Annotated in this window: 14 protein-coding genes and 1 riboswitch; of the genes, 4 read left to right on the top strand and 10 right to left on the bottom strand. The window is 50.8% G+C overall.

The window, feature by feature from the left end:
- Positions 1-190: 190 nt before the first annotated feature.
- From ACI4OH_RS05785 to ACI4OH_RS05775, 3 genes are all read left to right on the top strand, one after another.
- Complete coding sequence (locus ACI4OH_RS05785; protein WP_432646339.1) at positions 191-838, top strand: IS607 family transposase; 648 nt, start codon at positions 191-193, stop codon at positions 836-838.
- A complete protein-coding gene (locus tag ACI4OH_RS05780; protein ID WP_439784376.1) occupies positions 822-1,985 on the top strand; it encodes an RNA-guided endonuclease InsQ/TnpB family protein in 1,164 nt (387 codons plus the stop codon). The genes ACI4OH_RS05785 and ACI4OH_RS05780 overlap by 17 nt, the downstream gene beginning before the upstream one ends.
- Before the next feature lie 197 nt (positions 1,986-2,182).
- Positions 2,183-3,115, top strand: a complete 933-nt coding sequence (locus ACI4OH_RS05775) for a LysR family transcriptional regulator (protein WP_432646319.1) — start codon at positions 2,183-2,185, stop codon at positions 3,113-3,115.
- Between the two features lie 96 nt (positions 3,116-3,211).
- On the opposite strand, the gene ACI4OH_RS05770 is transcribed toward ACI4OH_RS05775, so the two are convergent.
- On the bottom strand, positions 3,212-3,769 hold the full coding sequence (locus ACI4OH_RS05770; RefSeq protein ID WP_432646318.1) for a flavin reductase family protein: 558 nt from the start codon (positions 3,767-3,769) through the stop codon (positions 3,212-3,214).
- Positions 3,770-4,238: 469 nt separating this feature from the next.
- On the opposite strand from ACI4OH_RS05770, the gene ACI4OH_RS05765 reads away from it, so the two are divergent.
- A complete protein-coding gene (locus tag ACI4OH_RS05765; RefSeq protein ID WP_439784375.1) occupies positions 4,239-4,583 on the top strand; it encodes a cupin domain-containing protein in 345 nt (114 codons plus the stop codon).
- A 123-nt stretch (positions 4,584-4,706) separates the two neighbouring features.
- On the opposite strand, the gene ACI4OH_RS05760 is transcribed toward ACI4OH_RS05765, so the two are convergent.
- The 9 genes from ACI4OH_RS05760 to ACI4OH_RS05720 form a co-directional block, all read right to left on the bottom strand.
- On the bottom strand, positions 4,707-5,396 hold the full coding sequence (locus tag ACI4OH_RS05760; protein WP_435721730.1) for a bifunctional 2-keto-4-hydroxyglutarate aldolase/2-keto-3-deoxy-6-phosphogluconate aldolase: 690 nt from the start codon (positions 5,394-5,396) through the stop codon (positions 4,707-4,709).
- A 49-nt stretch (positions 5,397-5,445) separates the two neighbouring features.
- A complete protein-coding gene (gene hxlB / locus ACI4OH_RS05755) occupies positions 5,446-6,000 on the bottom strand; it encodes a 6-phospho-3-hexuloisomerase (RefSeq protein WP_432646313.1) in 555 nt (184 codons plus the stop codon).
- 34 nt (positions 6,001-6,034) lie between these two features.
- The gene (locus ACI4OH_RS05750) at positions 6,035-6,658 is read right to left on the bottom strand and encodes an orotidine 5'-phosphate decarboxylase / HUMPS family protein (protein WP_439784374.1); all 624 of its coding nucleotides are present in this window, start codon (positions 6,656-6,658) and stop codon (positions 6,035-6,037) included.
- Positions 6,627-7,925, bottom strand: a complete 1,299-nt coding sequence (locus ACI4OH_RS05745; protein ID WP_439784373.1) for an MFS transporter — start codon at positions 7,923-7,925, stop codon at positions 6,627-6,629. The genes ACI4OH_RS05750 and ACI4OH_RS05745 overlap by 32 nt, the downstream gene beginning before the upstream one ends.
- A 38-nt stretch (positions 7,926-7,963) precedes the next feature.
- Positions 7,964-9,631: a PfkB family carbohydrate kinase gene (locus tag ACI4OH_RS05740; protein ID WP_435721734.1), complete on the bottom strand. Its 1,668-nt coding sequence runs from the start codon at positions 9,629-9,631 to the stop codon at positions 7,964-7,966.
- Positions 9,632-9,817: 186 nt separating this feature from the next.
- Complete coding sequence (locus ACI4OH_RS05735) at positions 9,818-10,825, bottom strand: LacI family DNA-binding transcriptional regulator (RefSeq protein ID WP_435721735.1); 1,008 nt, start codon at positions 10,823-10,825, stop codon at positions 9,818-9,820.
- Between the two features lie 256 nt (positions 10,826-11,081).
- The gene (locus ACI4OH_RS05730) at positions 11,082-11,609 is read right to left on the bottom strand and encodes a folate family ECF transporter S component (protein ID WP_435721736.1); all 528 of its coding nucleotides are present in this window, start codon (positions 11,607-11,609) and stop codon (positions 11,082-11,084) included.
- Positions 11,610-11,705: 96 nt separating this feature from the next.
- Positions 11,706-11,803, bottom strand: a riboswitch (THF riboswitch).
- Positions 11,804-12,455: 652 nt separating this feature from the next.
- Positions 12,456-13,397 (bottom strand): carboxylesterase family protein, encoded by a 942-nt coding sequence (locus tag ACI4OH_RS05725; protein WP_439784372.1) that lies wholly within the window; start codon positions 13,395-13,397, stop codon positions 12,456-12,458.
- 127 nt (positions 13,398-13,524) lie between these two features.
- Positions 13,525-14,091, bottom strand: a complete 567-nt coding sequence (locus tag ACI4OH_RS05720) for a YagU family protein (protein ID WP_432646306.1) — start codon at positions 14,089-14,091, stop codon at positions 13,525-13,527.
- Positions 14,092-14,447: the final 356 nt, after the last annotated feature.

The following is a 14,447-nucleotide window of genomic DNA, read 5'->3' as shown; positions in this document are numbered from 1 at the left end:
CCGCAGGTCCGGCAGCCTTTTGCATTGCGCGAAAACATTGTATAATATAAGCAGGTATTTAATGAAGGGAAAATTTTATAAGGGAAAAGCTATAAGGAGGAATTTATAAGTAACTAATTACATAGATAAATATACACATTTGTAATATAATGAGGATGTGGAGAAAGGATACATTATGAACACATCCAATATTACAAATTATAAACCGAAAGAATTTGCGGAGCTTCTCAACGTGTCAGTCAGAACACTGCAGCGTTGGGATAACCAAGGAATCTTGAAAGCAAATCGTTCCCCTACGAATCGCAGATACTATACTTATGAACAATACCTACAGTTTAAAGGGATCTCCAAAGCTGCGGACACCCGTACCGTTGTGATTTATGCAAGGGTATCGACCCGAAATCAGGCAGATGATCTCGAGAATCAGGTCGATTTTCTGCAAACCTATGCCAATGCAAAAGGCATGATTGTGGATACCATTATCCGCGACTTTGGCAGTGGGTTGAACTATAACCGAAAAAAGTGGAATCAGCTCCTGAACGAAGTCATGGAAGGGAAAGTTAAGACCATACTGGTGACACACAAGGACCGGTTTGTACGCTTCGGCTTTGACTGGTTCGAGAGATTCTGTAATAAGTTCAATACGGAGATTATTGTCGTCAAAAATGAAAAGCTGTCTCCGCATGAAGAACTCGTACAGGATATCGTAAGCATTCTCCATGTATTCTCAGACCGTCTGTATGGCCTGCGGAAATACAAGAAGCAAATCGAAGGAGATGAGACGATTGCTAAAGGCATTCAAAACGGAAATTGCTCCGACAATGGAGCAGACCAATAAGATTATCCGCTCCATCGGCGTCTGCCGCTTCCTGTACAATCAGTACATCGCCTACAATAAGAAGCTTTACCGGATGTATCAGCGTGGCATACTCGACAGCCATCAGAAGCATTTCGTTTCGGCCAATGACTTCGATAAGTATGTCAATCACAAGCTGAAAAAGGAACTGCCCTGGATAAACGAATGCGGGGCAAAAGCCCGCAAGAAAGCTCTTGTCAATGCCGAAGCTGCCTTTAAGAAGTTCTTCAAGGGACAGGCAGGATTCCCGCGTTTCAAAAAGAAATCCCGGCAGGACGTGAAACTATATTTTCCGCGAAACAACAAGGGTGACTGGAAGATATGGCGGCATAAATTGATGATACCGACCCTGAAGCAGGTAAAGCTGAAAGAATACGGGTACCTGCCCGTTGGCATCGCCATCATAAGCGGTACTGTTTCTTATCAGTCAGGCAGATTCTATGTTTCTGTTGTGGCAGATGTCGATGAGAAGTCCAAATACAACAACGATTTGGAGGCATCCTACCATCCGCAGGACGAAGGTGTAGGAATTGATTTAGGTATCAAGGATCTGGCGATTGTCAGCAATGGTCAGTCCTTCAAAAATATCAATAAATCTTCAAAAGTCAGACGACTGGAGAAGCAGCTGAGAAGGATGCAGAGGCAGCTCAGCCGGAAATATGAGTTTCGAAAGAAGAAAGGCGGTGTACCTGCTGCAGCCTCTGCAAACATTGACAAACAAAAAATCAAGGTGCAGAAACTTCATCAGCGGATTGAACAAATCCGCGAAAACCACGAAAATAAGGCCATCCACGAAATCGTGAAGCAAAAACCAAGCTTCATTACCGTGGAAGACCTGAACATCAAAGGCATGATGAAGAACAGGCATCTCGCAAAAGCAGTTGCGGCAGAACGGTTCCATTCGTTCCTGTCGAAACTGAAACGCAAGGCAGAAGTTATCGGCATCGAAGTGCGAGTCGTGGGCAGGTTTTACCCAAGTTCCAAAACCTGCCATGCCTGCGGGCACATTCACAAAGGCTTGAAACTCAAAGACCGCGTGTATGTCTGCCCAAAGTGTGGCTATACGGCTGACCGCGATCTCAACGCTGCACTCAATCTGCGGGATGCAACAGAATATCGGGTCGTTTAAGTCCAAGAACGCCGATATATGTACCGATGGCTAGTCGGGAATTTACGCCTTTGGAGTACAGAACCCCCTCGAGTAGTTGATGAGCTTTGCTCAGAGCCAAAGAGTGTACAATGAAGAAGGAACCGCAAGCCGCGAGGCTGCGGCAAAACATCTTGATATAGACATATTTGTCTATGTTTTAAGTAGCAGTATTTATCATGGAAAGCCGTCATTTTCAGTACATCCGCACGATTGCCGAGACGGGTTCGATATCCCGCGCGGCCGAAAAACTCTACATCTCCCAGCCTTCTCTATCCCAGCTCTTAAAAAATGTGGAAAAGAAAATCGGGGCCCCGCTGTTTGACCGCGGCTCCCAGCCCCTGCGCCTCACGACCATCGGCAAAAAATATCTGGAGACCGGCCAGCACATCGCCGAGCTCGAGACCGAGTTCCACCGCTATGTCGAAGATGAGCTCGGCTGCGCGAAAGGCAATCTCGTCGTCGGCAGCTCGCCATTCCGCAGCACATATTTTCTCGCAGCCTTCCTGCCGCAGTTTCAGGAAAAATATCCCGGCATCCGCCTGCAGCTTGCCGAACACACCTCAAAGCGACTCGAAGAATCCGTGCTCTCCGGCGAAGCCGACCTCATCATCGCGACGCAGCCGGTCGATACCGATGCCTTTGCCTTTGCGGAGCTCTATTCTGAGGAAATGATTCTCGTACTGCCGGCCAACCACGAACTTTCGCAGCAGTATCACCTGCCAAAAGACTGCCAGCAGACTCTGCCCATTCTGCCGATGGAGCTTCTCAAGGACACGCCGTTCATCCAGATGCACAGTGAGCAGAAACTCCACCAGCAGCTTCTGAATATCTGCGCCGAAGCCGGCTTCACGCCTAAAATCTACTTGCAGACACGCAGCATGGAAACGGCCCTGACACTCGCGAGTGCAGGACTCGGCGCCACGCTGCTCCCGATGACGCTGCTGCGCGCCTTCAAGCCCCAGACAGCCCCCTGCTATGCGGCCCTCCCGACACGCCCCCGCCGCCATGCCCTCATCGCCTGGCGCAAAAAATCCTACCTCTCCCACGCAGCCCGCGCCTTCATCGACGCCCTCGTCAACTACTGCCGCGACAAAGGCGATGAACTATGACATACAAAAGCTCCCGACAGACTGCTCATTTGTCGGGAGCTTCTTATGCTTCAAAAAAATCACCGCGAATACCGCTTGTATGATCTTACTTATTACTTAGGCTTTTAGCTTCATCCCATCGTGAAAGGCCTTGCCTACGACAGGGCCGATGACACGGTAGGTCATGGTCGCGATATCGAAAATAATCGGCTGGAGTTTGTCGTAGTCAACCTTGCCGTCCGTCAGAACGGAATCATCTGCCTGCTCGGCAATAATTTTGCCGACGAGGATGCCCGTTTCGTCATCGTAGCTCTTCATCTCGCATTCGAGCGTCACCGGAAATTCCTCGATGATCGGCGCGTTGACATGCGCGCTCTTATGGACATGGCAGCCGGCCTTTTCGATCTTGTTGACTTTGCGGCCCGTCTCGACGCCGAAGTAGTCGGCGATTTCGACCGTATCCTTCGTCGCAAAAGCCACCGTGAAGGCCTTCGTCTTCTTGACATTGTCCGTCGTCTTATGCGGTGCAAGGAACAAGGTAATCTCATCATAGTCCGACTGCGCGCCCCAGGCCGCATTCATGGCATTCGGCACACCGTTTTCATCGTACGTCCCGATGATAAAAACGCCTTCCGGCGCAATGCAGGCCTTCTTCCCTAAAAATTCCGTACTCATTTTACTGACTTCCCTTCTGTTACTAAGAGTTTTACATCTCTACTTTTGTATTCGACAAAGTTGGAAAAAATCCTTTTGCGACTCAATCACACGACAAAACTTGCATCCTGTGTTACAATACTTTTCAGGAGAGCTTTCATCGCTAACGATGAAACGGACGAGAGGACCTGGCTGAGCAGAGCCGGGTCCTCTTTCGTTATGAAAAATTTTAAAAATACTATTGATATTCATTCTCATATGTGCTATATTATCTATAGGCTTTCGTTAGCACTTCTTTTCAAGAAGCGCAAAGCTCTCCTAAGATATAATACACAGCAAATAACCCGGCGTACTGCTCATGCGCCGGGTTATTTGTCAGTTGCGGAAAACGATTGTCAGCGCGTATTTTGTGAATTGTTGCCATGATGACAAACAAAGGCGGTGTTCCGTTCTATGATAAAGACAGAAAAAGAAAGCGAGGTCATGCAACATGAGTGAAATCCTTAGAAATATCTCAAAAGCCGAAGTACTCAAACTGGCTGACTCGGTCGCCTATGCAGACGGTCAGGTCGTGAGCAAGACCCTCATACAGAATGACGGCGTCGGCATCACGCTGTTTGCTTTCGCCAAAGACGAAGGCATCAGCACGCACGAATCAAAGGGCGATGCCCTCGTCGTTGCCCTCGACGGCAAAGGACGCATTACGATTGACGGCAAGGACTACGAGCTCACGAAAGGCGACTCCATCGTCATGCCGGCCAATCACCCGCATGCCGTCTACGGCGTTGAGCCCTTCAAGATGCTCCTCGTCGTCTCCTTCCCGCCGCGCGGCTAAATCATACAGTTCACCCTCTCCCCTTAATTTAATATAGAAAAATCCCGATACATGGCTCGTGTATCGGGATTTTTTCAATTGGCTCTGATTGGCCTTGATGAAAAAGTCCAGTACTGGACTTTTTCAGGCTACTGGTGTCAATACAGGCTCTGCAGGTACCTGTCCCAGCGCTTCCTTTACGGCCGCCGTGAATTTTTGGGCCATCCGTTCTACGCCCTGGAAATCACTGTGCTTCGCGGGAGCTGTGAGGCTGCTGCCGGCAGAAACAGCGATGCAGCCGGCCTGCAGCCAGGCTGCGATGTTTTCAAGAGAGACACCGCCGGACGGCATCAGAGGGGCCTGCGGCAGCGGGCCGTGGATGTCCTTAATTGCGCGCGGACCTAGCAGGTCGCCGGGGAACATCTTGATGATATCGGCACCTGCGGACAAGGCCTTCGTGACGCCATCCGGCGTCATGACACCGGGACAGCAGGCTACGCGGTAGAGATTGCAGAGCCGGACCACTTCTTCATCAAAGGTCGGGGAGACGATGAACTTGGCACCGGAAAGAATGGCGAGACGCGCGGAAGTCGGTTCGAGCACCGTGCCGGCACCGATGACAACATCATCTATCTGAGCGTATTTTTTCGTCAGCGTTTCGATGGCCCTTGTTGCCTGCGGCGTCGTAAAGGCAAGCTCGATGATCCTGACCCCGCCGGCAATGCAGGCCTCTGCAGTGCGGATGCCCTCTTCCATGGTGCGGCCGCGCACCACGGCAATGAGTCCTTGCGCTGCAATCTGTTGTAAGGTCCTATATTTTTCAAGATAATGCATGAAGACCATCCTTTTCTTTATAGGATAGAAATTTCACTTAAACTGAGACTCAGGATTCCAGATTGCTGTGCTTCTGGAACGCCGCCTGCTGGCTGATTTTCTTTGCCTCAGCGTATTTCAGGCAGATGGCATCAAAGACAATATGGGCACTCTGGTCGAAAAGGGAGCCGAGAGGCTGGATGCTCGGAGCTTCTCCCTCACGGCGGAATTTCGTCGCAGCCGGGACAATCAGGGCCGCATCGGCCGTCTTGGCGAGGTCCCCATCCGGATTCGTGGTCAGGGCCTGTACAAAAACGCCCTCTTCTTTGGCCTTTGCGGCTGTCCAGACGACATGATGTGTGCGGCCCGAGCCGGAAATGGCAACCAAAACATCTCCTTTGGCAATCGACGGCGTGATGGTCTCACCAATGACGTAGGAGACGGCACCGAGATGCATGAGACGCATGGCAAAGGCACGGGCCATCAGGCCGCTGCGGCCCTCACCAATCACGAAGATGCGCGGCGCTTTTTCCAGGCGGTTTGCCACATCCTCGACATCCTGTTCGTTCATTTTATCCATGACACCAGCGATCTCTGCCAGAATTTTTTTCATTGTATTTTCCATGATGTGAATCCTTCCTATCTTTCTATTTACAGCGTTATTTGATGAGGCTGCGCAGGGCTTTGGCTGCAGCGCGCGGGTCTTCCTGCTTCGTGATGGCCCCGCCGATGATATAGACCTCAGGGGCGAGACGGGCAGCGATGGCGCCAATCGTCTCCTTCTTGATGCCGCCGGCCACAGCCAGACGGCGTCCCTGCCAGGAAATATCCTCTGCAGCTGCAGCCTGCCCGTGTTCCTGCACATCCTTGCTCGTGTGCAGGCAGAACACGGCATCGGGGAAAGCATCCCTCAGTTTTCGCTGACAGTCCAGCGTCGTGTTGAGCAAATCGATCATATAGTCTTTTTTGCGTTTCCGTGCTTCTTCTGCCACGAGCTCAATCGTGACCTCAGGGCCGCAGCCCATGACCGTGATGATGTCTGCGCCGGCATCGTAGGCAATCTTTGCCTCGTAAATGGCGTTGTCAATGGTTTTCGTGTCCGCTAACAGGACTTTGTCATGGAATGCCTGACGAAAGGCCCGGACACTTGCCATGCCAAATTCTTTCACGAGCGATGTGCCGATTTCCAGCCAATCCACTTCATCGGCTGCCTTTTGAGCGATTTTTAAGGCTTCTTCAATGGAAAAGCGGTCAAGCGCGAGTTGAAATTTCGTTGTTGTCATGATTCAGATCTCCTTCTGCTGTCGTTTTTTTTACCGTAAAGACGCGGTACGTGATGGCCGAGGCGATGAGCAGCGAGCAGGCCATGAAGATATAGGAAGCACCGTAGCTGCCCGTATAGCTGTTGAGCAGGCCGACGAGGAAAGCACCGACAAAGCTGCCGAGTGCACCGAAGCTGTTGATGAGGGCCATGGCGCCGCCGGCAACGTTCGACGGCAGCATCTCCGGGATGAAGGCGAAGAACGGACCATACGGTGCGTACATCATGCCGCCGGCCAGCACGAGCAGGACATAGGAGATGATGAAGCTGGAGCTGCCGATGAGGAACGAGCCGTAGAAGGCAATGGCACCGATGAACAGGAACGGCCAGACGAAATCGCGGCGGTTGAGAAGTTTATCCGAGAAGTACGAAGCAGCGACCATGCCGATGATGGCGAGGAGGTACGGAACAGAGCTGAGCCAGCCCGTCGTGACGATATCCATGTTCGGAGCCGATTTCAGGATGGACGGCAGCCACATCATGAAGCCGTAAACGCCGATGCTCCAAAGGAAATACTGTGCGCAGAGTGCAATGACTTTTTTGTTGCGGAATGCTTCGCGGTAATTCTTGACCGGCTTGATGCCCTTCTGTTCGGCTGCCAGTTCTTCTTCAATGGCATCGCGTTCTTCTTTTTTCAGCCATTTTGCCTGACGCGGGTGATCGTTGACCAGTTTATACCAGACAAACGCCCAAATCAAGGAAGGAATGCCTTCGATGATGAACATCATGCGCCAGCCAAAGAGATGAAGGAAATAGCCCGAAACGATGGACATCCAAAGGACGGTGACAGGGTTGCCGAGAATGAGAACGGTATTCGCGCGGGAGCGTTCTTTCTTCGTGAACCAATGGCAGAGGAAGACGAGCATGGCCGGCATGACGAAACTTTCGACTACGCCGAGCATGAAGCGGACAATCATCAGCTGGGTCGGGTCCGAAAGCATGCCCGTAGCGGCAGCCAGGAAGCCCCAGAGAATCAGCGAGACAAAAACCAGTCTTTTCGCGCTGCGTTTTTCCGCATAAGCAGCACCCGGGACCTGGAAGAAGAAGTAACCGAGGAAGAACAGTGCACCGAGCAGCGAGGAAACGGCCGGCGTAATCATAAGATCCGAGGCCATGCTGCTGGCTGAACCGAAGCTGAAGTTTGCGCGGTCCAGATAGGCCAAACTATACGTAATGAATACAACAGGCATCAAACGATACCATCTTTTTGCACTTAAAACCTTTGCCATGGAAATCTCATCCTTTCATTTTTCCCTAACCCCTATTTTCAGGCAATCCTGGCGTAAACGGCATTCATATAATCTCGAAGAACCGGCCTTGTCGGCAGGCCGTCGCTGTCGCCGGGGAACTGCACGGCCAAAGCGCCAATCGCATTGCCGCGCTGCAGTGCCTCAAGCTCCGTACAGCCTTCCAAAAGAGCGCTGACCGCGCCGACGGCAAAGCCATCGCCGGCACCGACCGTGTCGACCACCTTGACGTTCTGCACACCCGGCATCATGCCGCTGCGTCCGTCTTTGGCCTTGAAGAAGGCCCCTTCCTTACCGAGCTTGATGATGACGAGCTTCACGCCGCGTTTCAGATAAAAGTCGGCGATGGCCTCAGGCTCTTTGAAACCAGTAAGGATTTCGCCCTCATGGATGCCCGGCAGAAACCAGTCGGCAAGGGCCGCGGCTTCATTCGTGACGCGAACCATCTCTTCGCGCGAAGACCAGAGATTCGGACGCAGATTCGGGTCAAAGCTGATGCTTAGGCCCGCGGCTCTCGCGGCCTTCAGCATCTGAAAGCCGTACTGCCTGGTGTTTTCGCAAAGAGCCAGCGGAATGCCCGTGGCATGCAGATGGTCCATGCCCATCAGCATATCCGTCATGCCCTCACATGGGATATGGCGGAAGGCCGCGAATTCGCGGAAGTACTCGACTTCGGGGTCTCCGTGTGTCGTATGCGATTTCAGCTGAAAGCCCGTTGGCCATTTGTCATCGGTAGAGACAAAATTCATATGGATGCCTTCTTTTGCGAGGGCCTTCTTGATGAAGCGTCCCAGCGAATCCCTGCCGACGCGGCTGGCAAAATACGATTCGTAGCCCAGACGCGCCATGCCGGTCGCAACGTTCGTTTCCGCACCGGCCACGAACTTGCGGAACATCATCTGGTCGGCCAGATCGCCTTCCGACTGTGCCGTAAACATGACCATCGGTTCACCAAATGTCAGGAATCGTTTCATTTTCTTCTCTCCTCTCAACTGGCTGAGCCAGAACTTACCTTCTTTTGCGGGGTCCTGCAGCGGAAATTCCACAGCGGCCAGCGCGTGCCCGCGGCAGCGGCTGAACCAGACATCATCTGCTTTCACCGGGATGCTGTCCCAGCCTGCCGCTTTTTTCCGAACCCCTTTGATATGGACGTAGGTGATGTATTTTTGCAGCATTGCATACGCTTCATCTGCGGACTCCCCTACGGTCTGCCAATTGCCCGTGTCAAACGTCATGGCTGCAAGCCCCTGCGGCAGCTGCAGGAAGAAGCGGGCAAAGGCCTTAGCAGTGCCGCCATGCAGGGCAAGTTGGCTGTTTTCCACCAGCAGGCGGCAGGGCAGCTTCTGCAGGATGGCGACAAGACTTTTTGCATCCATCTGCTCCGGCGGATTGCCCAAGCCGAATTTGATGAAGCCAGCACCAAGGCTCTTTGCTTCTCTGGCATAAAGCTCGAAATCCGGATTTATCCTGCCGTCCTGCCAGAAATCGGCTGGTACGGAATAAACGACGGGACTTAAGTTTTTTTCCCGAAGCAGCCGGCCCGCCTGCTGGAATAAGCTTTCCTCAGGTTCCAGCCGCTCACGCCGGATTTCAATGCCATCAGCGCCCAGCGCTGCAATTCGTTCGATGTCTGCCTTTAGTCCGGCCTGATCAGGAAAAATCAAGGTCGGGAGAATCAATCTTGTCAAGAGAAACCCTTCTTTCTAAATCATTCAGAAATCGATTAACGCAATCGATTAACAAACAGGATAAAAATAAAATTCGAAGTGATATTCGAACAAATACGCGTTATTATTATTTTTTCGATGCTATAAAAGATTGTGACAATTTATAGCAATCGATTAACAAAGAGGGGAAAAAGAAGCAGCTCCGTATCAGAGGGAGTTGCGAATCGTCAAAGTACAGGGAAGCTCCTGCAGCGCGGGTGCAAGCCCCGGCTGCCCGATGCGCTCCATCAGCCTTTTGACGCAGGCACAGCCCAGTTCATAAGAGGGTTGATGAATGGCTGTGATATCAGCGAGTTCCATCCAGTCCCAGTCATCGAAGCTGCCGACACCGACATCGCGGGGATACTGCACGCCAAGTGACTTCAGGGCTTTTAGAACCTGCAGGGTCATCACGCCGTTGCTGGTCAGCAAGGCCAGCCTGCCGGACTGATTCAGAAACCCTTTCAGCTGTTCTTTTAACAAGTCGGGCTGCTTGAGGTCGATGACGTATTCAAGCGGCTCCTGCCCGAAGAATTCTCTGCTGTACGTGTGATAGGCCTGACTGCGCCGTATGCGGGTATCGAAGTGACGCAGCGGCGCGGTGAAGTACCCCACACGCTCATAGCCTTTTTCCTTCATACAGAGAAGCATCTGCCTGATGGCTGCATCATCCTGTGTCCGGAAGGCGTCTAAAATTGGCGGATTGCCCAAAGGACGCTCGGCAAAAATGACGGCCGCGCCTTCCCTGGCAAGTTCCCGAAAGAAGGCTTCGTTCTCACCGGACTGGTGCACGATGATACCATCTACCTGTTGGTCCATCATGGAACGAATTGCACTGCGTTCCCGATGAGGATCTTCATCCGTGTTGGCCAGGGTCATGGAATAACCATGCTGACGGCAGGCATCGCTGATGCCCTTGGCGAGAATCGAAGAAAACGGATTGGCGATATCGGCCACGACAAACCCGATGATCTTGCTCTGCTGCATCTTGAGACCGCGGGCCATCTTATTCGGACGGTAGCCTGTCTCCTTGATGATGCCGGCGATCTTTTCACGGGATTTTTCCGACATGTATTCGTACTTGCCGTTCAGATACCGGGAAATCGTCGTCGTTGAGACATTTGCCCGTTTGGCAATATCCGCAATGGTTATGCTGTCTTTTTTTCCTCTTGGCAAATCTCTCATCTCCTTAGCAATCGATTTACGCAATCGATTAACATCGTTTACACGTATATTACACCACAAACGAAGCGAATCAGCAAGAACGGAATACATGTAAGAAACAAAATTTTATCCTATATCCTTCATTTTTCGAGCTTTTTCTTTCATTATCTTCTATTTATCATTTATTATCGTGCAAATCGAAACAATATTGTTCATTATCATTTCTTTACAACAATGGTCAGCATCACCATGCCGCTGCTCCCTGTATTCATTTGACGGCCATAGCCTGTGGGAACTGCTCGGGCAGAAAGCGCACGAGCGGACGATATACGGCGAGGAAAAGTCCGACTTCCATTGGATAGCAGATGATATTCTTGATAAGGCGGCTCAGAAAAATCGCTGAAGCTGCCTTATGGTAGAAGATAGTCAGCCAGAGCGTGTTGAGCCCCAGATGGATGAAAATCATGACAAGGAAAAACGGCACGCAGGCGCGCCAGATCGTCACGCGATGACGATGAAAAAACCAGCCATAGACAAATCCTGTCAGAAAACCGGACACGAGAAAGCCGGGGAAAAAGATGCTTGTGCCGAGCAGGGCCGTGCCGATAAAGTCAGTCGCTGCCGCCACGAGCCCTCCCTTCCACGGGCCGTACATCGCGCCGTAAATGGCGATGGGCAAAAAGCCAAACGTCACGCGCACAAACGGCGTCTGGATGGCGAAAACATACGAGAACAATACGGCCAGAGCCACCGATACACCGGCATAGACCATGGCCTTCACGGAAAATTTGGACATAAAAAAAGACCTTCCTTTTGAATTCCCGATTCATTAAATCGAGGATCTCTGCAGCGTTGCCGCAGCAAGAAAAGCCTTTTTGATTTCCATATCTGCAGCAGCGGGATGCAATGCCTGTACCGCGGCTTTTAGCCTTCGTCCAGATGTCAACTCCCCGTTCATCCGGCACTTTACGCACAGGCACTTACTCTGCTTTCTATTTTGTTTTTGCATCGATGTGTTCAGTATAGCGCAATCGGCGACAGGAAACAAGTCCGTGTCTGACCAGCTGACAACCTTCTTTCTGTTATTTTGCTAGAGTTCCTCTGTTCTGAAAGTCAGTCCGTCGTGAATTTCCCGAGCAGGCAGAGCGTGAACATAATGATAATACCCCAAATTACGATAGCCATGATAAATTCCTCCTAAGAAAGCTAGAAAGTTCTCTTTTTCACTTGAGAACGTTACAGATGGTTACAAACTGGTCAATTGGCTCAGGCCAGCTTCTTTTTTGTCCTATGAATCCCGTCGCTTCTTATCTTGCAGCGATGTTTCTGCCAATGCAAAGAACAAACGCGATCATGATTCCCCAAATTACGATAGCCATGATTTATCCTCCTATTTATCTCATCAATTTTATTTGTTCATATTATAACATACAATCCGATAAAGTCCAGAGGTATCACGCATATTTGTTAAAAAAATAACAATAGGTAACAAGCCGATGGAATCGAAACAACGAAACAAAACAAGCAAATTTATTGAAATTTAGTGATAATTCATGCGTGTGTATATACAAACAGCCCTGTCCTACTTTTTTGTGTAGAACAGGGCTGACTGTCAAAATGCTGCTGATGCATTTTCTCATGTTTATGAATTTTTCACGGGCGTGCCGTCCTTGGACTGGCTGAACAGCCAGTCGCGGATGGCTTCGATGTTATAGGCAAAGGACCATGTATACATGTGGTTGCCGCCGGCAAAAACCGTGTAATTGATATGGGCATTCTGTTTTTCGAGGTCTTTAACCTGCTGGTTAATGGTAGAAAGCGGGGCTTTGCTGTCCCAGAAGGTGTCGTTCTTCGCGACCTTTGTGCCGAGGGCCTCCCATTTAGCCACGGCTTCATCCATGCCTGGATGCGCCTTGGTATCGCCCTCGCAGACCGTGATCCAGAGGTTCTTGTCCTTGAGTACTTTCATTTCGTCCGTATTCCACTGGCAGGCCACGAGCCACTGCGCGGCGAAAAGGTTCGGATATTTGTCACTCAGAGCAATGTTCGTCATGCCTCCCTGCGACTGGCCCGTGCCGTAAATGCGGTTCGTATCAACGGCATAATTGTCGATGACGGACTGCAGGGCGTGGGAAACGAGCGTCAGCCCCGGTGTCCATGTGTTGCTGTCGGCCGTCAGCATGCCGATCTGGTTGATGAGATCATCCGTGTACTGCGGTGCAAAGACGATGCAGGGATGTTTTGCCTGCGCCTCCGGCTCCGTCCAGACCGTCGCACCATTGCCCTGGAAAAGCGGCGTCGCCGTCACATTAATATCCGCGCTGGCATCGGCCACAAAGAAGAGCAGCGGATATTTTTTGCTGCTGTCGTAGCCTTTTGGCAGATAGATATTGCAGGGCAGCTGATAGCCCGTCTCTGGGTCCGTGTAAGTGAACTGCTGGAACTGCTCGATTTCCGGCTCCGAGACGCTGCTGCTCGTCACAATTTTGCCTTTGACATGGTAAACCGTGCCGTCAATGGCCTTGATGTCCTTGAGCTGCTTAACTTTCACCGTAAGGTCCGGCAGCTGACGGTCCGAATGCATCGGGGCATCCTGCTGAAAAAGTCCAGCGCTGGACTTTTTCAAAAGGAACGCAAAAAAAAGACGCTGCTTTGCGGAAATGAAAAGCAGCGTCTTTTTATTTGTTGTCCCGGAATGTCTGAGAACGCTTTTAGCGGTCTTCGTCTTCGACACTGCCGTACCCTGTAATGCGGTACCGCAAATCATGACGGACAGTCTCAATCATCCACATCCACCAGAGATGGCCGAAGAGCTCGGAAATCTGCTCATCAAACGGAATCTGCATGAGCGGTGGTACGAGGCCCATAAGAGGCATCGTGATGACATGTGCGCCGATGTAGCAGAAGAAGCCGTAGACCATGCCATAGCCGAGCTTGATTTTCGGGAAGTACTCGGCGATGACGCAGTAGAGCAGGGCAAACGTCACCGAGAAGCCGATGTGCACGATGAAGACGGACAGCGGCTGCGAGACACCGGAGAACATGTACGACCAGTCACTCGGCAAACCGAGCATGTCGAGGAAAACCTTTGGCGGCGTCACGCGCTCCATGGCCCCGATCGGCCAGAACACGTTCGGATCGCGCGGTGGGAACGGTACTTCCCAGCCCCACTTGGCAAAGCCGCCAACAATACCTGTTACGATGCCGAGAAAAATCGCCAGTCCAAGACGGCGCTTGGCTGGATTCGACATCTGCAAAAGACTCTGGATAAAACCCATTAGAAAAAATCCTCCTGTCAAAATAACTGCATGTGAAAAGGTGATGATGATCACTTTTGATGAATATTTTTCACATGTTTGACAGGATAGCACTCCAGTACGCATATTGTCAATTTAGAAATAAACGAGAATCATTTATATGAATAATTCTATCACGCCTTTATCAATAACTTATATTTATTTTCCATGTAGAATCATCAATTTTTTATCATTTTTCTTCATAAAAAAATAAACTACGCAGTTATTTGCGTAGTTCTGACTCATGAAAATATAAGAGAATTTTTTTAGGTAAAGCAAAAGCCGCTCAATCTGTTTCGACTAAGCGGCTATTTGCTTTCTGTTTGTTTGTCCATGTA

The organism is Mitsuokella apri, from assembly GCF_051886055.1.
Lineage (GTDB): Bacteria > Bacillota > Negativicutes > Selenomonadales > Selenomonadaceae > Mitsuokella.
The sequence above is the reverse complement of the archived record's forward strand: the minus strand, read 5'-3'. Positions and strand labels throughout refer to the sequence as shown.

Excerpts from the sequence above, each read along its gene's own strand:
- ACI4OH_RS05780 (WP_439784376.1), top strand. The coding sequence starts at position 822 with ATGGAGCAGACCAATAAGATTATCCGCTCCATCGGCGTCTGCCGCTTC.
- ACI4OH_RS05775 (WP_432646319.1), top strand. The coding sequence starts at position 2,183 with ATGGAAAGCCGTCATTTTCAGTACATCCGCACGATTGCCGAGACGGGT.
- ACI4OH_RS05770 (WP_432646318.1), bottom strand. The coding sequence starts at position 3,769 with ATGAGTACGGAATTTTTAGGGAAGAAGGCCTGCATTGCGCCGGAAGGC.
- ACI4OH_RS05765 (WP_439784375.1), top strand. The coding sequence starts at position 4,239 with ATGAGTGAAATCCTTAGAAATATCTCAAAAGCCGAAGTACTCAAACTG.
- ACI4OH_RS05760 (WP_435721730.1), bottom strand. The coding sequence starts at position 5,396 with ATGCATTATCTTGAAAAATATAGGACCTTACAACAGATTGCAGCGCAA.
- hxlB (WP_432646313.1), bottom strand. The coding sequence starts at position 6,000 with ATGGAAAATACAATGAAAAAAATTCTGGCAGAGATCGCTGGTGTCATG.
- ACI4OH_RS05750 (WP_439784374.1), bottom strand. The coding sequence starts at position 6,658 with ATGACAACAACGAAATTTCAACTCGCGCTTGACCGCTTTTCCATTGAA.
- ACI4OH_RS05745 (WP_439784373.1), bottom strand. The coding sequence starts at position 7,925 with ATGGCAAAGGTTTTAAGTGCAAAAAGATGGTATCGTTTGATGCCTGTT.
- ACI4OH_RS05730 (WP_435721736.1), bottom strand. The coding sequence starts at position 11,609 with ATGTCCAAATTTTCCGTGAAGGCCATGGTCTATGCCGGTGTATCGGTG.
- ACI4OH_RS05725 (WP_439784372.1), bottom strand. The coding sequence starts at position 13,397 with ATGCATTCGGACCGTCAGCTGCCGGACCTTACGGTGAAAGTTAAGCAG.
- ACI4OH_RS05720 (WP_432646306.1), bottom strand. The coding sequence starts at position 14,091 with ATGGGTTTTATCCAGAGTCTTTTGCAGATGTCGAATCCAGCCAAGCGC.